The organism is Mesorhizobium sp. WSM4847 (genome assembly GCF_055811335.1).
In genome coordinates this window covers 243,212-264,252 of record NZ_JBVVPY010000007.1, presented here as the reverse complement: position 1 = coordinate 264,252, position 21,041 = coordinate 243,212, and the positions used below count along the sequence as shown (strand labels likewise).

The window sequence follows — 21,041 nt, the reverse complement described above, 5'->3', positions numbered from 1 at the left end:
ACATGGATCGGATCGACAAATCCAGTATTGTGGCACAATCGACACGGGAGGAAGAACGCGAGGTTGCTTTGGCCCACGCGCCTCCTGTCGATCTCCTGCGTCCTTTGCGTATCCTGTACGCTCAGAAGTGGCTTGTGTTGGCCACCTTGCTCGTTATCTCGGTCTGCGGCGTATTCTATGTCCTTCAACAGAGGCCAATTTACACCGCACGCGGCCTCCTCCTGATCGAGAATACACGTCTTGAAACTGGCCGCGAGGAGCTGCTTCCAATTGTCTCGAACGTTGATGTGTCGGCTGTAGACACGCAGGTGGAGATCATTCGGTCAGATGCGATTGCCTTGCACGTCATTGCCAGCCTCGACTTGGTGCGTGACTTGGATTTTGTCGGAAGCGGGGCGAAAAGCCTGGCACGGCGGACATTGGACGCGTTTAGCGAATACGTGGCCCTCCGTGACATCGCAGAGGGGCTGGGAAGCGGGTCGCTGCAAGGACAGCAGCGGTCGGAACGGGTTGCGCTTCAAGCTTTCCAAAACATGCTCTCTGTGAAGCGCGTCGGCATGAGTTCAGTTATCGAGGTGAGCTTCAGGTCTCAGGATGCGGACAAATCCGCTCGGATTGTCAACGAAATTTTGAATGCCTATCTCGCGCAACAGCTGGATGCCGCTGCCGCTGCAACGGCCAATGCAAGCGCTTGGCTCCGCGACCGCGTCAAGGACTTAGGAACCAAGGCAAGGGTCATCAGCCTTGCGGGACCGCCGATTCGACGCGAGGGGCCTACGCGAACGTTGCTGTTGGCAGGTTTCGTTGCACTCGGTTTGCTCCTTGGCATCGGCGCTGCAGCTCTACGCTTTGCGCTCGATCAGACCATTCGAAACCCGCGGCAGATCGAAAGATTGTTGAATGTACCCTATCTGGGTGCCGTCATGAGGTTTCCGCGGACGCCGTATAGAGCTTGGCCAGAACGCCGCACAAGTCGGCGGCTGATGCGAGCGCCTCTGTCGCCCTCGTCAGACCTTGCCTTCGTGGTGAAGCGCATTAGAACCGCAGCGCTTCGGCGAGGGAGAGGGCAGATCATCGGCCTGACCTCGATAATCTCAGGGGAAGGGGCGACCACGTTAGCGTCGAATCTCGCCTGCTCTGCGGTGGTTGCAGGATGTCGCGTGTTACTGATAGATGGCAATCCATACAAGCCCTCGCTAACTCGCCTGTTCGAGCCTGGCGCCACGACAGGGCTGCTGGATGTGCTTGCGGGACGGTGCACGATAGCAGAGGCTGTCGCAATCAACATGAAATCGGGTGTCCATTTTCTTCCTTACGCGGGCGGGGTCGGCACGCCCGTCGTAGATGCGGTACGGGTCCAATCGTTCGTGCGCGAATGCCGCGACAGCTACGACATCGTCGTTGTAGACCTGCCACCCTTCGCGCCTGTGCCGGAGTTATTGTGCGCTCGCACGTTTGTTGACGCTTTCGTGCTTGTGGTCGAATGGGCTCGAACACCCAGTTCACTCCTTACTTCAGCCGTATTGGCGGCAGGGATGAACCAGAATGATTTTCTCGGCTTTGTCTTGAATAAGGTGAACCGCATTGCAATCGATCCTTTCTCTTACCCTATCGAGAGTCATCTCTCGAAGTATCGCTTTCAGGAGTATGCGGAATCGCCCTCTGCTCAAAGCTTCCCAAGTATCGTACCGTGGAGAATCGAACGTTCACTTGCGCGTGGGGATGTCCATTACACTGGGACATGACGTAATGGGCAAATACTGAACGAAGGCCATAATGGCGGATGCGAGATCCGACTCAAGCAATAATGACTTGGTGAGAGAGCCGGCGCACGGCCGCGCCGCTGACTTCGCGGCTTCAATCTACGCCCTGATACCGGCGCTGGCGTGTAGCTTCTCCCTGATCGTTTCTCCCCTACTGCTGTTCTGGTTTCCCGTTCAAGGCGTCGAAGCCATTTCTCGACCGGAGAACCAGTTTTTCTGGGCTGCTCTTTTCATCCTTTGCATCGGCTTGGCTGCAAGCTTGCGCCGCCTACTGGATTTTGCGCTGCCCGCAAACATTATGTGGTTCATTGTCTACCTGTTGGTTGCTGGACTGAGCGTCGCATGGTCGATTGCGCCGGAAATCTCCGTGAGGAGATACGTCCTGCAAGTCATGGTATTCGTTTGCGCCGTGCTTCCCATCGTCTCATTGCGACGGATGCCAATCGCAACTGATCATCTTTTCGTCTGCTTTGGCCTGACCGCTTTGCTTAACCTTCCGTTCCTTTTCCTGACGCAGAGAGGCGAACTGGGTCATGCTGGCTTTTTTACTGGAAAGAACCTGTTGGGGGAGATGTCGGCACTCGCATTCATCTTTGCGTTGCACCAGGTGAGTAGGACCGGCGTCATTTACCGCCTGCGGGGAGGCATCGGGGTCGTGGTCGCGCTCACATTGCTTATTGCGAGCGAGTCGAAGACGTCGCTTGGCTTGGCATTGCTCAGCCCCGCGGTTGCCGGCATTGTTATTGCGGCTTCCATCGTAACGCCATTCTCGCCCGCAGCGCTCATGGGTTATCTGTCGTCGTTGCTTATAGTCGGTGTATTCATCGCTTCAAACGTTCTGGACTTCAGCAAGGAGGATGCATTCCTCTTTTTCTTCGGAGATGTTGGGTTCACGGGCCGAACGGAAATCTGGTCCTTTGCGCTCGAAATGATCGAACGCAGGCCAATGTTCGGCTGGGGATTCCAATCGTTTTGGCTCGTTGGGCCTGACGCGCCCAGCGTGCGTGAGGCGCCTGGCTTTGTTGCCGAGATGCCGCATGCGCATAACGGATACCTTGATACCATATTGCAGACGGGGAGTATTGGCTTCGCCGTATTCGCGACAGCGATCTTCTTCAGCTTGACCGCCGTCGGAAGGGTGGCGCGTGCGGAACCCTCGCGTGCGTGGCTCTGCCTGTCGGTTTTTTTGTTCGCGATGCTGCATAATGGCATGGAAAGCTCCTTTTTTAGAGCATTCGACCCATTGTGGCTGGCTTTGCTTATAGTATGTGCCGACATTGGAGCCGCCAGCTTGCTGTTGCGGGAGCAAGGTGCCGAGGCTGCTGGCCGTTCCAGAGGACCTGATGGCCGACAGAATTTAGGGGGCGGCGCCCTGGAAAAGAGGCGCCGCCGCAATTTCCGTAGCGCAGCCCGTAACAACCGGTGACCAGGATGTATGGCATGTCTGGTCGTTTGGCCCGAATAATCTCGATGCAGAGCTGCCGAACGCTCAGAGTCCGGCCCTGCGAAACAGAATCACCGCTGGTAAGACCATGACAATTCTAGACCTTCAAGACCTCAAGGGCGCAGAGCCCCCCGGAAACATAATCGTAGTTGGCAGCGGCTTAGCCGGGATTGCGATAGCACAGGGTCTGGAGAAGGCGGGCCAGCGCGTCGTCGTTCTGGAAAGCGGAAATCAGGACAACCCGGACGCTCGCTGGAATGTCAGGAAATCACCATTCGCTGTGGCTGATTATTGGATCCAGCAAGATTTCACACAGCTGCATATTCGGCGTCAGTTTGGCGGTACCTCTGCTGTTTGGGGTGGCTGGTGCGCCATCCCCCGCGCTGTAACTTTCGAAAGCAGGGGCTTGGGTCCTAGCTACGGATGGCCAATAGGCCGAGATGCGCTGCGTCCTTATTATGAAAAGGCCGCTCATTACCTTGAGTTAGATACAGGGAGCGACTTCTTCGCCGAGGAAAGGTCTTTGTCGAGCACGGGTAATACAAAAATTGGAAAGTTCTTTTTTTCGCCTCCTGTGAGGGTTTTAGACGAGTTTGGAGAAGGCCTTGCTAAGTCCAAACTGATTACGGTAATTCAGAATGCGACTGTCGTTAACTTGCTTGAAGCTGATGGATCTGTTGGCGGTTGCGTTATAGAAAGCGATAATGGAAGCAAGTCAGTTATCAAAGGTCATGTGATTGTATTATGTGGTGGGGCCGTTGGAAATGCCAGGCTTCTAGGAAGACTTACACGCGCCTCCGGAATTGCCCTTGGTGCCCAAAGAAACATTGGGAAATGGCTCCAAGAACATCCACACAAATACAGAATGTTTGAGTGCCTTCTTCGCCCAGATGTATCAAAGGAAATATTTAGCCAAGGCCTTATAAACCAAGAGAAATTCGTATCCCTTGCGCCACATGAAGATCTAGTTAGGAAAAACAAATGGGCTGATTTCAACTTTCAGATAGGCGAGAAGGAACACGAAATATCACAAGAAATGTTGATCATGGCACAAAACTACCGGTCTTTGTTTTCCTTAACACCGGTTGTATTTGAAGCAACACTTGGGATGGAGCAGCTTCCGCGAGTGGAGAACTCCGCAATCAGTTCAAAGGCACTTGCCGAAGGTCTCGACGGAGACTTGAATTTAGCATTCGGCGAGGATCAAGATGAACTTGTGGGGCATGCTGTCACTTGGTTCACCCGGAACATCGCCCATTCAATCTCCAAGCCAGCGGTTCCGGTTGATACAGTCGCTGTTGGCCATCTACATGGGACAACCAGAATGGCGGCCTCCCCAGAATTTGGAGTTGTAGATAGCTCTACGAAGGTATTTGGCGTGAAAAATCTGTATGTAGCCGGGTCGTCAGTCATGCCGACAAACGGGTTTGCCAATCCAACCTTCACAATTTGTGCTTTAGCAATTAGAACCGCAGATATCGTCCTCAAGGAGATGAAGCTATGAAGCTTATGAAGGAGAGGAGAACTCGCCGTCAAGTCCTGAAGAAGTGCGCTTTGGTTACCACGGCCTCATTGTTAGCAGCGGGCTCGATTTCGTTTGGCATATATAATTATGCCGACGATCACGACATCCATAATATAGGGGAAAGTTACGCAAAAAAACTTAATCAACCCCTTCCTAACTTTGACGTTCAGTCGGTGATCAATGTGTCGAAGGATGTAGTGAGGTCAGCAGAAAGTCTTTTGACCTTTTCCGGACGAGAAGGGGAATTTGCGAGCCTAATAAGAACTATGATCTTCGATGATTATAAGAACTCGCGTTTCATATCAAACGGCCGCTATGTGCTGACCAATACAGAGGCAGCTTTGCAGCTTGTAATTCACGATGTATTGCTGGCTAAGAGTGTTGGAAGCGCAGGGCTAACCCCCGAATGAGGGCTTTTAGAAGGCCATTCCTAAGCGCGACTTTATCCCCCAAAGAGAAAGAGAGGGAGGCTAGGATCGCGGTGAGGCGGCCTTGATGGCATTATCTGGCGTGGCTGAGAGCTGTGGTCATTCTGTGCCAGATAGGAGGGGGAATTTTTATGCTGTCTCGGCGTGACGGGGAGATGCATAAGATATTGATGCTGCCAGATTTGGCGTCGGACGGCGGCGGAGTTTCCTACGCACGGCCGTTGGAGGATCGGACAGGATCGCGATAGATGCCGCGGGCGTTGATCTTCGGCCCCCCATCTTCGCCCGACCGTATCGTCGAGGCCGATCACGATGTCCGTTTGGGCGGGAACGAAGGCGGCGACGAGCAGACGGAGCAGGCGTCCGGCCACGGCGCGGGACGACCACTTCGCCCGCCCCAGAACCCGGTGGTAGATGGGAAATCGGGGTGCAACTCGCCGCCCGAGAATGCGCAATGCCACCGTGACGGTGCGCCGGCCCGGCGCCAGCAGGGTGGGACGAGCAACAGCACGTTCGCCAGGTCAGACGGGTGAACGGGTGGGCAAGGGGCGAGCCGGGCCGGTAACGGGTCTGGCAGCGGCGCGTCGCAAGGGGCCATCCCAACGGTAGAATCGACCCGGGCTCCGGGCGACAAAGCGCCGGGGCGGCGACACGTGAATCGCGTCGCCTTTTCTCTCGCGTGATCGAGCGCGCAAGGGCATGTCCCCCCACAAATCGCGCGGCGGCTACACCCTGGTCGACCGCTGCACCGACAACACGTCGCAAGGCGACCCGGACGCCCTGTTAAGGTTAACTGGATTTTGTCGCGAAGCGGCTGTATGCTTATCGCATCCAGCGATCCCACTTTGGAGGATCCGATGCCCATTGACCCGCTCGTCTCTATCATCATCCCCTGCTACAATGGAGAGGCGTACCTTCGAGACGCAATTGATTCAGCTCTGACGCAGTCATACCCGCACGTTGAGATTGTTGTGGTGGATGACGGGTCAACGGATCAGAGCGGAAGCATCATACATTCCTATGCCGATAGACTAATCGGGATCCGCCACTCCAACCAGGGACTTCCGCGATCCCGTAATGCAGGGGTTGCGCGATCGAGGGGCGAATACCTGCTGTTCCTGGATTGCGACGACCTGATCGCTCCCGACACAGTGGCGGCGCTGCTTGCCGCCGTGAAGGAGGAACCCGACACCGTCGCCTGTTGCAAGTGGAGAACACTCGTTCAGAAAAACGGCGCATGGATTGCCGAGGCCAGCGAAGTGCCGTTCCCGCTCCCACATCCTGACCCCCTTGCGGGATGGCTCCTGGGACAGTGGATACCGTGCTGTTCCTTCCTTTGGCCGCGAGAGTTATTCAACAGGCTTGGCGGCTTCGACGGAGAGCTAACGACAAACGAAGATGGAGATCTGATGTATCGAGCTCTCCTGCGCGGAACCCGTTTGGCGGTCGCGCGTGGAGGCGAGTCGTACTACCGCCGGCATGGCACGAATGCTCTTTCGATGAGCCGCGACATCTTCTCGGAACATCGCATCCGGTCAAGCATGCGGGCGTTCGAAAAACTGGAAACAGAGTTGCACCAGCGCGACTTGTGGGACAGTTACAAAATTCCATTGGGAATTGCATATCAGATGCTGGCTCACCGCGCGTTTTCCGCGCGCACCGATCTGGCGCGTGAAGCCCTGGAACGGGGTGTGCGGTTAGCAGGAAAACGGGCCGTATCGCCAACCCGGCTTGGGCGAGTCCTCGTGAGGTTAATCGGCATGGAGCGGAAAGAGCGAACTGCGCGTGCACTTGCTCAGTTAGGACTAATGACTAGCGGACGGCGACAATATACAAAATTGGGCCGGCTGCACAGGGCGAATTCACCATAAATCCGATCGGAGTCCGATGATCTCCCCGGGTAGAGAAGCTCGTTGCGGAGCCTCTCTACCGCCAGCCTGGGGCGATTGCGCCGCAACGGAGGAGACGATGAAAATATGGATTGACCTCTCGACGGCGCCAGATCCACTGTTTTTTCGTCCCTTGATAAAGCGCCTGAACGAGCGAGGCCATACGACCTGGCTGACAGCTCGTGACTTCAGCGAGACAACCGCAATAGCGAAAATGTGTGGCCTCCCCGTGGAGGTGATCGGGCGGCATGGCGGCTCGACCATGATGGGCAAAGGTGCGGCCATATTCAAGCGCGCTGCTATGCTGGCTCACCGCGTCTACAACGAACGCTTTGATGTCGCGGTCGGGTTCAACTCGTACGCACAGGCATTGGCAGCGCGACTTGTGTCGATACCTCTTGTAACGTGCATGGACTATGAGCATCAGCCGGCGAACCACGTTGCTTTTCGCCTAGCTCGGTGCATAGTTGTTCCCTCCGGATTCAATCTCGAAGCGCTGCGCCGGCAAGGCGGAAAGCTCTCAAAGGTAAGATTTCACGATGGCCTGAAGGAGCATGTCACGCTCGTGGATTTCACGCCAAATCCGGATTTTCCAAAGTCGCTGCGCGCGTACAATATCACTGACGAGGACGTTCTGGTGTTAATCCGTCCCCCGGCGACACACAGTGCCTACCATCGGTTCGAGAACGATCTATTCGCCCATCTAGTGCACCATTTTTCGAGGATGGCAAAGACGAAGGTCATCCTTCTCCCGCGCTACAGTTCCCAGTCCGAAAGCTTTCGTGCTGCTGGTGGGCGAAACTTAATAATTCCAACGGAAGTATTGGACGGTCTCAACTTGATCTATTACGCCGACCTTACCATCAGTGCAGGAGGGTCGATGAATCGGGAAGCTGTTGTTTTGGGAACGCCCGCCTGCACAGTGTTCAGAGGTCGAATGGCTGGGGTCGACCTGAAGCTCATCGCAGAAGGAGCACTGGGGAGAATAGATACGATGAGAGATATTGAGCGGCTTGCCCCCGCCAAGAAACCCAGACGTGCGGTGCCCACCGTCGACAGTCGCGCGACGGAGCAGGTCCTCGACGCAATTTTAGGCGTAACCTAAAGGTCGCAGCAGAGGAATGGATCGAAAAGGTGTTCAAACTTTCAGAGTGTTGGGGCACATCACCGATGCGTTTGCTCGTTATGGCGGATTCTAACAAGTCGATGGCTTCGGCGGCCGGAGACGCAAACTCGGGCTTTAGTCGGGTAGCAGTGCTCACCTCATTCGGGCAACCCGTGAGCTATTCTAATCGCAGGCTGGTACTACCTATGAGTTGGGCGCAGCTCCGCCTCGGGGAGCGCACCTGGAGAAGCCGACACAGATTCAGACGGGCGATTTCGGAAATATTGGGATTCGATGCCGCCAGGCGTCTCCACTGGCAGGACGATATAGTGTCAAATGTTGCCGCATGTGACCCGGATGTAATAGATTTGCGGGGGCTTTGTCGGTCGAAGGAATGGCTTTTCGAATTCCTGAGCGAACAGTTCCCCGCGCTAAAGATTTTGGTGGATTCAGGCCAGAGTTCAGCGCTTCAAGAGACTGCCAGATGGCGTAAATATGATCCCGATACGAAGATCACTATCGTTCTTCCGGTTTACAACGGCGAACGATTCCTTCGCGCGTCGCTCGAAAGTTGCCTTTGCCAAACCCACCGAAATTTGGAGCTGATAATTGTTGACGATTGCTCGACCGACGCGACGCCTCGAATTATCAGTGAATATGCGGCGGTCGACAGCCGTATCAAGGTGATCAGGAACACCTCAAACCACGGGCTTCCCGATTCGTTGAATATCGGTTTCCGCGCGGCCACAGGCGCTTACTTCACCTGGACCAGCGATGACAACTTGTACGCTCCCGGTGCGATTGAGTATATGGCTCAACAGCTGACGACGTATCCGAGCGCGGGATTGGTTTACACGAGTTTTATTCGCATTGATGAACTTGGCGACCGCCTTGGTATCTCCATGAGTATGCCCCCAACGGGCCTTCGCAGTCCCGACCTGGCGTCGGCAGTGGTTGGCGCTTGCTTCATGTATAGGCGCGAAGTGCGAGACGAAATAGGCGAGTACCGAGCCAAATACCGTCACGCGGAGGACTTCGACTACTGGGTAAGAATATGCATCCGGTATCCCGCATTGCATTATTATGAGCCCTGTTATTTTTACCGACTGCACCGTGATTCTCTTACTAGTCAGCATAAGGCGAAGTGGCGGGGGCTAAACGAGAAAATTGTCCATGAACACTTTGTCACCTCGCGCAACTCAATACATTGGATGGGTTCTCTTCGCGCTCGCTCATCAATTCAGGGGGGATGAACGTTCCTCCCGAACTGTTTGGCGTGGGCATAGCGCTGATGGTTTGATCAGGGCGAACTTGCCCACCCCGGCACAGGACTGGCGCAGGGCCAGGCCATATTTCTGGGCTTCACCAGCCGCTCGCCGGCGCGATGCATCAGCTTAGCGTCGGTCGGGAAGGTGACGGCCTTCTCCTCCACCGTGGTGTCGACGATCACTTGGCGGAAGTCGGCGACTTGGCCACTCCTACTCTTGTGGCCGCCGCAAGGCTCCATGCACTGGCGTCAGCGCGTCGTACGCCGTACGCGCGAAGCGTACCCCATCTGGGTGGCATGAGATGATGGGCGAGAGATGATGACACTGAAGGAGCCGAGGAGCTTGCAGCGTCAATTTCCAGGTCTGCGCCTATGTCTGATGATAGAAGTTTCCATGTTCTTGAGGCGGTTCCGAACCGGCTGGAGGCGAGCCGGCGCGTCAGCGGCGAGCGACCCAAAGGGCAAGCGGCGCTGGAGAACTCCTCCCCGCAGAAGAATTGAAGAATTGGAAAATTGGAATAGGGCTGCAGCACCCATTGCCCTCATCGAGAGAAGTTGTGCATTGCCTTGAGGAAGGCCAATCCTGCCATCAGCCGCGTCGCCAAGAGCGGCCGGCCGGGATCGTCGTAAAAGACTGCGCCGAGCGGCTCTTCCAGAAAGCGCCAGTCGATCGTGCGCGCCAGCTTCACCAGCGCCCGATCCATGTCGAGCATCTGATCGAGCCGGGACCGGAACAGGTCGGTCTGGCCGCTCTCTCGGCGCTCCCTCGGTCGCATTGCCCGCGCACGCCCCGCTCGTCAGGACGATGGCATCACAGGGCGCAGGCAGGATCAAATTTGCCGGAATCGTCGTCCATAGCCACGAATTCCGGCAAATACGAATACTTGCTCAAATCAAAAAGTTCACACAAAATCAGCAGCTTGCGAGTTCTCCACAGACGACGAGGAAGCGCTCGCGCTTCAGAAGCCGGTACCCCCGATGATGCGCTGAAGCTTCTGCCCTGGTCGACCGACCAGGGCGCAAAGCGTGCTGATCTGAGCCCCTACAGGATGAAATCGCTCGCGTGGAGCGAAGCGACGTGCAGCAGTTGCATCGAGAAGTCGGCGGTGCCATTGCCGTCGACATCGCCATAGACCAATGCGTTGCCTTTCACCGTGGCATAGCGCAACTCGCCAGCATGATGCGTAAAGCCGGACGTGCCGATGAAGCTGAATTCCTGCGAGCCGGCCGTCACGCTATTGGCGTCGATTGCCGAGACGTCGACTTTGTCGCCCTGCGCAGTGCTGAAGTCCTGGATCACATCCCGGCTCTTGGCAGCCAGCTTGCTTTCGGTCATCGAGTTGAATACAAAGGTGTCGGCGCCGGTGCCGCCGGTCAACAGGTCATTGCCGAGCCCGCCGGCGATGGTGTCGTTGCCATTGCCGCCGGTGATGGTGTCTTTGCCGCCAAGCCCCGACAGATGGTTGTTGCCGGTATTGCCGGTGAGGGTGTTGGCCAGGGCGTTGCCGGTGCCGTCGATATTGGCCGTGCCGGTCAAGGTCAGCCTCTCGATGGCGCCGAGGGCATGCGCCGTGTCCGACAAACTGTAGCTGATCGAGGAATTGACTGTGTCGACGCCGGTCGTGCCGGTTTCGTCCACGACGTCTCCGATATTGTCGACTATATAGCTATCGTTGCGGTCGCTACCGCGCATGTGATCGGCGCCCGTGCCGGTTGGTGTGGCCGTTTGATCGGCGCCCGTGTCGGTGGTTGGTGCGGCCGTTTGATCGGCGTCCGTGCCGGTGGTTGGTGCGGCCGTTTGATCGGCACCCGTGTCGGTTGGTGTGGCCGTTCCAATTACTGGACTGACATCGTAGCCGCCGAATTTCGAGATGTACTCCGCGACAGGCGTTCCCCACGGATCGGTCGCGCCTTGAGTGCCTCCTGAATTAAGATACACCGCCACAGCATCAGCGCCAACCAAATGCGCCCCGGCGAGAAGGCCAGATGCTGTGATTTCAACACCGTTGATTGTTTGTCCGATGAACTTCTGAAGGCCAAGATCCTTGAACTCGCTATTCCATAGGTAGGTATAATACTCGCCAATTGCTTTGTCCTGGATAGCCGGATGGCTCAACCAGTCTGCCAGACTGTTGATGCCGTCCTTGCCGGTCCAACCGTTGTTCCAGTCCACTGCTGCGGTGCCATCGAGCTTGTAGTAGCCGATCATCCGCATTGCCGATTCGCCGACCTGGTAAGCGCCTGCATAACCCTGCGGGTTCACGTAATCGTATCGATTGCTCGATTCGCTGAATGCAAGGGCATCAAGGAAGTTATCGTAGGATCCAGCCATAATCTTTGATTGTCCACATATAAGTGTTTCGGGAGAGTTTAGATGTTTTGTTGAGGTGATATCCTATTGCGGATATTAGTTGATCTTACCAGTCCGAACGTAAGTAGGGAATATGACGACAATGTGACTGGTTCCGGCATAAAGATGTTGGAGTGACATTCTGTCCACAACTTAAACAGCCATCAGTTTGTCGGATAGCCGCTTGACGGCCAGAATCTGCGTGTGATTCAAGGATTCCGCACTGCTTGCGGTGTCTGGATGGCTGGGATAGCGAGCACGACGACGGACTGGGCGGAAGGGATCGCGGCCGAACTGCAGCGCAAGCTTCCCGGCCAACGAATGACCCAGCGCGGCAATCTGGCTTTGCTGGTGGCGACGATGCTGAACGTGCGGAGCGCCAATCTGGTCGAACTGGCCTCGGGCCTGCCGCTGGCGGCCGAACGCACGGACATGCGCTATCAGTGGATTGCGCGGTTCCTGGCCAATGATCGGGTCGATTGTGACGCGGTCATGCAGCCGTTTGCGATCGAAATCCTGGCCAATTTGGCCAGGGACGGGCGCAAGATCACGCTGATCATGGACCAGACCAAGGACTCGGACCGCCATCGAATCCTGATGCTGAGCGTGGGCTTCGGCGAGCGGGCCCTGCCGCTGGCCTGGCGGGTGGAGGAAACCGACGGCGCCATCGGCTTCGCCACGCAGAAGGCCTTGCTGGAGGCCGTCGTCGGCTGGCTGCCGCAAGACGTCGTCGTGACGCTGATGGCCGATCGCTTCTATGGCACGCCGAGCCTGATCGGCTGGCTGGCGGATCACCGCTGGGGCTACCGCCTGCGCCTGAAGGGCAACCTGACGGTGCGGCTCGGCGCGGCCAAAACCACCACCGGCGATCTCGCCCTCTCCGGCGACACCTATTTTGCCGATGTCCGGTTCACGGCCAAGCGCGTGCGAACCCATATCGGCTCCTCAAGGACCCGGGCCACAGCGAGCCATGGATCATCGCCATGTCGGACAAGCCCAATTATCTCAACACCTTGGACTATTCGAAGCGCTGGGGCATCGAGCCGATGTTTTCGGATTTCAAGTCCCGCGGCTTCGGCCTCGCGCAGACCCAGATCCAGTACCCCGGCCGCCTTGCCCGCCTCATCCTCGTCATGGCCCTCGCCATCTACTGGGCCGTGTCCGCCGGCATCGCCGACGCCGCCGAAAACCCGGTTCCCGCCGAAAAAAACTCCCCCGATACCAGCCCGCAAAGCTGCAGCGCTCAAGCCTCTCCTGGTTCACACGAGGCCTGCGCTACCTGTGCAGACTCATGATCAAATCCCTGCCACTCCCCACGCTTTGGCTCGAAGGTCCAAACTGATAGATGCTCAGGCGGGCTGATCCTGAGAGGTTGGGCAATGGCCCAACAGGGAGATGGCAAGGAGGGCCTCGCGCTGATGCGGGAGAGTGCCACAGAACGCCTGGCCATGGGTGTTAGCTGGTATCAGCCCGATATTTGTGCATGCTGGCGGAGAGTTATCTGCAACATGGCAGCGCCGACGAAGGTTTGGTGGCCATCGCCAAAGCTAAGGAGCTCGCGGCGCGCCGAAGAACACATGAGGGAGGCCGAGCTTAATCGAATTGAGGGCGAACTGCGGCGCATTCAGGGATTGCCGGCACCCCAAATCGAGGCTTTCTTTATGGCAGCCCTCGAAATTGCACGGGACCAGAATGCCAATTCATTCGAGCTGCGCGCTGCACTCAGCCTCGCAAAGTTGTGGCGCGACCTAGGGCGCCGCGCTGAAGCCAGAGAAGTCTTAGCGCCGTTTTATGGCTGGTTCACAGAAGGCCTTGATACGCCCGATCTAGTTGCGGCCGTGAAAGTCTTGTGAGCCGTGCGAACTTCCTGCAGCGGCGGTTAAAGTCTTGGCGGATCATGCGCCTCCTGGCAATTGCGCAGGTCGCCATTGAAGCTCTCGATTGCCTTTTTGTATGGGTTTTCCGGGCGCGATGAAGTGCCAGTCGATGGCCCTGTCGCGGCAAGAGGCGGCAATGGCGTTGCAGGTGAATGCCTTCGGTGTGGCCGGGAACCTCCCGCATTCATCAGCGATTGTGCAGCAAGTGTGGACCGCGACACTGATGACCTGTCTTTGGTTGGAGGTCGTGGCATCCGGCAGAGCCAGCCGGGTTCCGCGCCAAAGACCGCCTTCGGGAAACCGGGGCGGCTTTCGTTTGTGTGAGCCGGCGCTCGCGCAAGGCTGCGTTTCGGCGGGCGGGCTCGTCGCCGGAGCCGAGAGGATGAGCGATAAGAAAGACGAGCCGGCGAGGCACTTCGGTATTCCTCGCAGGCTCCAAAACACGGACACGTTTTGGAGGAACTGTGCCCGGCTACAGATGGATATAGGCGGAGCCGGAGAGCGGCCACTGGCCACGCTCGCGCCTACTGCCGCCTGTCCGGCTTTAAGAGATCACGGCGTGTTTGATCAAGCTGCTCTGTCGCCTTGGCAAAGTTTCTCAGACGTCTGGATTCCAGCGCCCGGAAGCAGTAGCATCGAGCCTCACGAGCGGCTGCACTGATGCTGCGCGCCCAATACGTTCTATTCGCAGGGACATCAGGTGGCATGTCTGCTCGGGTCCGTAAGATTACAAAAGATATACTTGCGCTCTTCCAAAATTGTCTGGGCTTCACCGCAATAAGCACACGAACCCGCGATCGCCTCCTTGCCGACGCGCCCAACCTTAGCCGGTACTTTTTGCTAGTCGAGCGACCGAAACACCCTATAGGCAAACTGCCTGACGGGTGTCACACCGTGCTTCGCGCGGACCACCCTGACCTCCAGGACCTGCGACGACGATACGCCAATCACCCGGCAACGGAGCACATCCAATGGTCGCGCCAAGATGTCGAGACCCGGTTAGACCTGTCGTATTTTCGGGCTGACAATCCTTACGTCTTTCAGTCGCGAGCGTATTCCCCTCTGGTATTCTACGCGACGGCTGCGTATGTGGAGAAAACCGACAAGGCAGACCTGTTTCAGGTGTTGGAGGAGGACAACTACTTCGGCGCCGAAACTTTCGACTTCCATGGAAAACTCGTGAGTCGGGACCTTCTCGACTCCATCATCGAACTTAACTTTTTGGCCGCGTACGTTCCATTGTTTTCTGAGTCCCGATCTATCAATGTGCTCGATATCGGGGCCGGTTATGGCAGGCTTGCACACAGAATGACGGCGGCATGCCCTAATGTTGGGAAGTATTTTTGTACTGATGCGGTACCGGAGTCGACCTTTCTATCGCAGTACTATTTGGCGTTTCGGAATGTGCTCGACCGGTGCGCCGTGGTGCCCCTTGACAAGGTGACCGAGTTACGGTCCATCCCGATCGAGCTGGCGATTAACGTGCATAGCTTTACCGAGTGCCGCGGTCGCGTCGTGGCGTGGTGGCTCGAGGAACTTAGTGCCATAAAAATTCCTTGGTTGTTCATTGAGACAGACTTCGGCTTGACGTCTCGTGATGGGTACGGCGTTCGCAATGATTTTCGGGAAAAAATTGAGGAGTCTGGGTATCGGCTGATTGTGCAGCAGCCGAAATTTGCGCAATCACAGATTTTGCGCGATCACGGCCTGTATCCGTCGGAATTTTATTTGTTTCGCCGAACATAGCCTTCCAAAAGCCCCCAACGGGCATTCGTGCGGATCAAAGACCGGAACGGGTCGGAAGCGGGCATTCAAGCTGACATCACACCAATGATTAGGTGGTTGACAGGCCCCGCTGGCGGCGGTTTGTTGCATCCCGCGACACCGAAGCATCGCCGGCCGATCGAGCGCCTGCGCGCCATCGCGGATGGCGCTTGACGCCGAGCGATTTATGGGAACGGAGCGCGCAGATCACCATCGTCGCAGACTGCTCGGCGAAATCATGAAATTGCTTGCGACCGGTGAGGCCATGCAGCTACCCGTCGAGATATCGGCCCGCAGAATTACCGCTTGCTTGGCCACGACGGCCATGATCTCCTCCTGAACGGTGCGGCCCAAAATAGCTTCCCAATAGCGCCCGCTAGCCGCGTGAGATAATAGTATCGTTTAGGCGACGCGAATGCAGCGTAGCCACACGCCAGAAAAGCGAACACGGGAGCTTGCACGAGGGCTATGGCCATGGAAAGTGCCGTTAGTGCCGGTCGCGCCGGCGACAGCAGCATGGGCGCCCACGATGCAACCTGACCGCCCCGAAGCGCGCGCAGAAGCACGTAGCCGAGGCGAAGACGCTCCTGCGGCACATGCTCCCACGCCACGGCTTCCGCGCACCAGACAAAGTGAGCGCCACTTGCGGCCAACTGATTGAAATACAAAGCATCCTCTCCACCGAACAGACCGAGGCGATCATCGAAACGCACAGCCGCGATCTCGCTCGATCGGTACCTTATCAGGCAGTTACCCGTGGCCAGGGATGGGTAAGCGCCCGTGCCACGTGCCCAAAATGGCGTCAGAAGTGTGCTCCCGACGGAGGTACCGGACGGATGATCTGTCCAATGCGAGAAAGCCGTGCGGAAAAACGCACGCTGGGCCGGGTCCGTTATCTCGGGCATCCTCGGAAGAACGGGCCCAAATACCACATCGGCACCAGACCGGAATTGCGCTTCAAGCAGATGAGCCAACCAACCCTTCGTTGCGACCTCATCATCGTCTATGAATACAGCGAACTCTCCTCTGGCATGGCAAAGCCCCGCGTTTCGCGCCATTGAGATTCCGGGTCGCGGCTCATGCAGATAGTGAACCGGAACTGCAGCTGATCGCGAAAGCTCATGGACGACCGCAGCAGCGGAGCCGTCCGGGCAGTTATCAACCACGAGTATTTCAAAGCTTCCCGGGATCGGACCTTCCTGCGCGAAACAACTTGCAATGCATTCTCGGAGACGAAGCGGCCGTTTGAAGGTTGGTATGATGATGGTGGCACGAGGCGCGGTCGACTTCTCGCTTCCACTGCCCTCGGATCGAGGGACCCGCGGCAACTGAGCCGCGACAGCAGCGGGCGCCTCAGACATAGAGACTGCCGGCGGATTGTAGGTGCGGCGCAAGCACTCCTCCCGGCTGAGTGGCGGTGCCCAACCGAGGACCCCCTGAGCCTTCCGATTGCTGAACCGCGCCGGCTTAAAGCGCGCCTCAAAGCGGCTCGGCACAGCAATGTTCGGCAATCGGCCTTTGTTTCGGAACAAGCGTCGATTGATCCAAGCGGCAAGGGCAGGAATGAGCCTCGCTGCTCTGTAGGGCATCGGGATAGGCAGGCCGCCGGCGTGCGAGCGTGTAAGGTGCTCGCGAAGATGTTGCCATACTCGGACATCATCGCCGTCCACGACGTTGAACGTCTCTCCTGCTGCGCTTGGGTTCTCTGTTGCATTCGCGAAGAAATCAGCGCAGTTGTCGACATGCGTGAGTGGCAGTCGCGTTCTCGGCCCAACGGCGAGATATACTGGCCCCAGTTTGTATCCGAGCGCAGCAAAGTACTCACCCCCTTGGCCCCAGATAAAGCCGGGCCGAAGAACAGTGAGATCCCAGCCGTGCTCAGCGCTCAGCCGTCGCGCCACCCGCTCCTGCCAAACCTTAGCAATGGTGTAACTGTCCCTGGAATAAAGATCGGGGGCCTGCTCAACCGGCGATGCTTCGTCTAGCGTACCCGTAACCTTGGTCCAGGCGTAGACGGAAAAGCTACTCGCCAGCACCAAATGGCGAGTGGCGGAACTCGCCATTGCCTCAAGCAGCCGCTCCGTGCCGACCACGGTGCTAACGAACTGAGCGTCCTCATCACCGGTCAAGGAGGCGGCCAGGTGTACGAGCGCGTCTACGCCGTCGAATGCCTCGACGAGATTAGCCGACGTTCGTAAGTCCGCGTGATGTACCTCCACATCGCCCGCCCAGGGCAAATTGTCGAGCCGGCTGGTGGCGCGGGCGATGACTCGAACCGAATGCCCGCGCAGCAAGAACTGCGCAACAACTCGCTTCCCAAGGTATCCAGCTCCCCCCGTAACCAGGATTTTCACGGGGGCCTCACTTCTGCGACGAGGTCAGATACCAGTCGGTTTACGGCGATGACCTGGTCTATGGAAACCGGCAATTCGGCTCCGTAGTTCAGGGCTCGGTAAACTCTGGCAAGCAAATCCCACAAGCCTTCATAAGTGCCGGGGCTGCCGTTCAGTTTCCACAAAAGCGTCTGAAATGCCGACTTTGACAAATCTCTGGACTCCCGCAACGCGTTGATAAGTGGGTTGAGGGACTTAGGGCCGCGGTGAAGCCGAGACAGAGTGAGGCGGGTCTCAAAAAGATTGGCTACAGCTTGCATCTTCGTTCCGTAAACGCGTAACCAGAAAGCGTCCGGACGAGTATTGGCACTGAAGCTCAGCATCGCGGTTGCGTGCTCCCCGCCGACAAGGGCTCTGAATTCGCTGAACGGCAACGGCGAGGAAAACCGGTTTGACCAGTTCGTGTGGACCCAGCGGTGGTCACCAATAAAGACAAAAGCGAGCGACGCCAGATGGGTCAGGAAATCAGAAATCGCGGCCCCTGGCATACTCAACGATGGATGGGGTAAATTAGGATCGGAGAACGGGCTTCCCGCTCTGAGAATATTCAAGCAGAGGAACGCCTCGACGTGGGTCACCTCGCCAAACTCACCCGACGCGATAAGCTCCCGAATCTGTCGAGTTGCTCGATTAAAAACGTAGTTGTGGTCCTCGATGAAGGCAACGCCGCGTTCCAATGCCTTTTTCGTCAGCGCCTCAACGTCCGCATAAGCTAATGCAGCCGGTTTTTCGACAATGACGCTCGCCCCGAATTCAAGAGCGGCCATTGCTAACGGGAAATGCGAAGCTGGAGGTGTCGTGATGTGAACAACATCTGGCCGCATCTCCGAAAGCAAGGCGGCGCTGTCAGTGAAAAAGGCGGCAACGTCGAAGCGCTCAGCCATGCACTCGGCCCTGGCACGGGACAGGTCACAGACAGCGACAACCTCGACGTCCGGCAGCTCGCGGAGGCATGCCAGATGCTGGCGGGCAATCTGCCCAGTGCCTATTAGCGCAGCTCTCAAGAGGCCTCGCTTCGCGATGAGCCGATCCCCAGCGCGTTCTGCGGCATTCGCGGCGATGGAGCCGATCGGGGCACTGGACGCGCCTTGTCTACCGCACTCTCCCGCGCCAGCCTGTCGGCGTCAAGAAAGTTTCCACCTGCTCGCTGCGAGATAGGAGCTAACTGGATTGCCAGCCATGGCAGGATCTCTCGCCCTTTCGCCATTCGTACATCCCCCCTGAGGGATCAAGGTCCCTCGGCAAGCCTCATTTTGTCGCCTGACACTTTGCTGCGGCCGTGCGACAGTCGCTATTGCTGCTGCTGCACTTTGGAAAGTACCTTGCGCCGTAACGACACGAAACTCGGTACCCGCGTCCGCTTCGCTGCTTGGTGGCAGCGAGTCTATTGGGGTTCGCCGGTACGTCAGCGCCTCATACGTGGAGCCTTCTGGTCGCTGATCGGCGCCGCCGGGTCGCGCGCTGCCGCCATGCTCCTTTCGATCATCATTGTTCGAATGATTGGCCGCGAGCAGTTTGGGCAGCTCGCCATGGTCCAAAGCACAATCGGGGTGGTGGGAATGGTCGCCGGCATGGGACTGGGGACCGTAGCAACGAAATACGTCGCAGAGCTTCGGGAGAATGATCCCGAGCGGGCCGGACGAATATTAAGTTTGATAAGCATAGTTGCGCTCGTCACCAGCCTGTCGGCAGCAGCAGCATGCTTTGGTTTTGCTGGCACGCTCGCATCTCAAGCTCTCGGCCGAAGCGACTTGACACTGCCTATTCAGATTTTGGCGGCATTGGTATTCTTCTCGATCTTTGACGGTCTATTCCTTGCAATCTTGACGGGTCTAGAGGCATTTTCGCGTATCACGAGGATATCTCTTTCGGTTGCTGTTGTTTCACTCTTCACTTCTCCCCCACTAGTTTATTATTATGGACTAACTGGCGCTGCGGGCTCACAAGTACTTTGTACAGCTATTTCGATGGTGCTGACGTATTTGGCTTCTGGTGACGAATGTTCTCGCTACGGTATACGCTGGTCACGAATTCGACTTGCCGGACGAGAATGGCGAGTTATCGTCAATGTCGGGTTGCCGATGTTGGCTGCAAATCTACTTGTAGTGCCGGTGATGTGGCTCGCGAACCTAATGCTTATTCGATCACCTATAGGCTATTCAGATCTCGCATTGGTTCGCATTGCGGACCAGCTGCGCTCATTGGTCACTTACTTTCCCATGGTGTTGCTCGCGCCGACGCTGGCAATAATGGCAAACTCTGCAGCGGATCCAAAGCGTTTTGGGGCAACTGTACGCTATTGCTTATCCCTTTCCGCCCTCACGGTTTTCCCAATTGGCATCTCAACTACTCTGCTCGCTCGATGGCTTCTGCCAGTCCTCTACGGACCTGAATTCGCTGGAGACAGCAATGCAATTGCGTGGGCCATGCTGATTGCCGGAATACAAGCTACCGGAGCGGGGCTCGGTAATGTTCTTGTGGCCACGGGACGAATGTGGACTGGATTCGCAATAAACCTCGGGTGGGCGCTTCTTTTCCTTGGAATTGCCGCTTTGAGCATCCCATTGTATCACGGTGTTGGATATCTCGGCGCAATGGCGGCAGCGTATCTAATCCTGTTTGCAGTTGTGTATGGCTGGTTCAGCTTTAGAGAGCCTTCCCTGATGGGTGGGTATCCGCTACTAACTTTGTTAATGTTCTTCGTAGTGGCAATCGCAGGATCAAACATCCTGAGTGCTTCTCTCGACATTGTGAGTGCCATCGTCGCCTGCATAGGCGTGAGTGGAGCCATGATTGCTATCATTGTCGTATCGGAGCGGATTGCCCTTGCGCGGAATCGTGGGGCGTAACTCAGCGACCGCTTGGTCTTTCATCCATGTCATCCTCTCTCGGCGGGCATTCGAATCCCCGTCCGCAATTGGCCTTCGCTTTAGCCAAGGCGGGCGCATCCAATCGCTCGCCGAGCAGCCCTTGCGACTTCGGCAATCATCGTGCTCGCCTCGTTGAGGGCGGGCGCATTCGTTGAGCTGAAGAGTCGGGAAGGCCGCGGGATCGCCCGATGGCCGAATTGCGAGGCAGGCGTCGCAATTCCATGGATCGTTCGGGCACCTTCTGACGTTATGTTGTCGCCGAGGCGGGTGATTTTCATCACGGAAGGAGCGAAGCGATGAAAAAAATGCTTCTCGCAGGAATCGTTGCCTTGTCGACGTCAACATCGCTGGCGCAGACGAGCACTG

The 21,041-nt window shown here is 57.0% G+C and carries 16 protein-coding genes and 1 pseudogene; 11 read left to right on the top strand and 6 right to left on the bottom strand.

Translation table 11 applies throughout. From position 1 onward, the window contains the following. Positions 1–2 precede the first annotated feature (2 nt). The 7 genes from AC0L28_RS13065 (at position 3) to AC0L28_RS13035 (ending at position 9,407) form a co-directional block, all read left to right on the top strand. Positions 3–1,745, top strand: a complete 1,743-nt coding sequence (locus AC0L28_RS13065) for a Wzz/FepE/Etk N-terminal domain-containing protein (RefSeq protein ID WP_473477837.1) — start codon at positions 3–5, stop codon at positions 1,743–1,745. Between the two features lie 31 nt (positions 1,746–1,776). After that, a complete protein-coding gene (locus tag AC0L28_RS13060; RefSeq protein WP_473477835.1) occupies positions 1,777–3,189 on the top strand; it encodes an O-antigen ligase family protein in 1,413 nt (470 codons plus the stop codon). A 106-nt stretch (positions 3,190–3,295) separates the two neighbouring features. After that, positions 3,296–4,711, top strand: a complete 1,416-nt coding sequence (locus AC0L28_RS13055) for a GMC oxidoreductase (protein WP_287171301.1) — start codon at positions 3,296–3,298, stop codon at positions 4,709–4,711. Further along, complete coding sequence (locus tag AC0L28_RS13050; protein WP_473477833.1) at positions 4,708–5,142, top strand: hypothetical protein; 435 nt, start codon at positions 4,708–4,710, stop codon at positions 5,140–5,142. Before AC0L28_RS13055 ends, AC0L28_RS13050 begins: the two co-directional genes overlap by 4 nt. 875 nt (positions 5,143–6,017) lie before the next feature. Next, entirely contained in the window at positions 6,018–7,031 is a 1,014-nt protein-coding gene (locus tag AC0L28_RS13045; RefSeq protein WP_287137188.1) for a glycosyltransferase family 2 protein, read from the top strand. Between the two features lie 97 nt (positions 7,032–7,128). After that, complete coding sequence (locus tag AC0L28_RS13040) at positions 7,129–8,154, top strand: DUF354 domain-containing protein (RefSeq protein ID WP_128166261.1); 1,026 nt, start codon at positions 7,129–7,131, stop codon at positions 8,152–8,154. 329 nt (positions 8,155–8,483) lie between these two features. After that, on the top strand, positions 8,484–9,407 hold the full coding sequence (locus tag AC0L28_RS13035) for a glycosyltransferase family 2 protein (protein WP_287171299.1): 924 nt from the start codon (positions 8,484–8,486) through the stop codon (positions 9,405–9,407). A gap of 5 nt (positions 9,408–9,412) precedes the next feature. Here the strand turns inward: AC0L28_RS13035 and AC0L28_RS13030 are convergent. The 4 genes and pseudogenes from AC0L28_RS13030 to AC0L28_RS13015 all read right to left on the bottom strand — a co-directional run. Next, a pseudogene (locus AC0L28_RS13030) lies at positions 9,413–9,657 on the bottom strand (IS5/IS1182 family transposase); the annotation flags it as partial. Positions 9,658–9,963: 306 nt separating this feature from the next. Further along, a complete protein-coding gene (locus AC0L28_RS13025) occupies positions 9,964–10,197 on the bottom strand; it encodes a transposase (RefSeq protein WP_473477829.1) in 234 nt (77 codons plus the stop codon). A 266-nt stretch (positions 10,198–10,463) separates the two neighbouring features. Continuing rightward, positions 10,464–11,753: a calcium-binding protein gene (locus tag AC0L28_RS13020; protein WP_473477827.1), complete on the bottom strand. Its 1,290-nt coding sequence runs from the start codon at positions 11,751–11,753 to the stop codon at positions 10,464–10,466. 171 nt (positions 11,754–11,924) lie between these two features. Beyond that, on the bottom strand, positions 11,925–12,707 hold the full coding sequence (locus AC0L28_RS13015) for a hypothetical protein (protein WP_473477825.1): 783 nt from the start codon (positions 12,705–12,707) through the stop codon (positions 11,925–11,927). Between the two features lie 47 nt (positions 12,708–12,754). On the opposite strand from AC0L28_RS13015, the gene AC0L28_RS13010 reads away from it, so the two are divergent. From AC0L28_RS13010 to AC0L28_RS13000, 3 genes are all read left to right on the top strand, one after another. Next, positions 12,755–13,066: a hypothetical protein gene (locus AC0L28_RS13010; RefSeq protein WP_473477823.1), complete on the top strand. Its 312-nt coding sequence runs from the start codon at positions 12,755–12,757 to the stop codon at positions 13,064–13,066. Between the two features lie 84 nt (positions 13,067–13,150). Beyond that, positions 13,151–13,624 (top strand): hypothetical protein, encoded by a 474-nt coding sequence (locus AC0L28_RS13005; RefSeq protein ID WP_473477821.1) that lies wholly within the window; start codon positions 13,151–13,153, stop codon positions 13,622–13,624. Positions 13,625–14,737: 1,113 nt separating this feature from the next. After that, the gene (locus tag AC0L28_RS13000) at positions 14,738–15,394 is read left to right on the top strand and encodes a putative sugar O-methyltransferase (RefSeq protein ID WP_198032777.1); all 657 of its coding nucleotides are present in this window, start codon (positions 14,738–14,740) and stop codon (positions 15,392–15,394) included. A gap of 317 nt (positions 15,395–15,711) precedes the next feature. Here the strand turns inward: AC0L28_RS13000 and AC0L28_RS12995 are convergent, their stop codons facing one another. Together AC0L28_RS12995 and AC0L28_RS12990 are read right to left on the bottom strand one after the other, a co-directional pair. Further along, entirely contained in the window at positions 15,712–17,766 is a 2,055-nt protein-coding gene (locus AC0L28_RS12995; protein ID WP_128166271.1) for an NAD-dependent epimerase/dehydratase family protein, read from the bottom strand. Then, complete coding sequence (locus tag AC0L28_RS12990; RefSeq protein WP_473477818.1) at positions 17,763–18,809, bottom strand: Gfo/Idh/MocA family protein; 1,047 nt, start codon at positions 18,807–18,809, stop codon at positions 17,763–17,765. The genes AC0L28_RS12995 and AC0L28_RS12990 overlap by 4 nt, the downstream gene beginning before the upstream one ends. Positions 18,810–19,127: 318 nt before the next feature. On the opposite strand from AC0L28_RS12990, the gene AC0L28_RS12985 reads away from it, so the two are divergent. After that, positions 19,128–20,654 carry an oligosaccharide flippase family protein gene (locus AC0L28_RS12985; protein ID WP_473477815.1) on the top strand — a complete coding sequence of 509 codons (1,527 nt, stop codon included), beginning with the start codon at positions 19,128–19,130 and terminating at the stop codon, positions 20,652–20,654. Positions 20,655–21,041 lie beyond the last annotated feature (387 nt).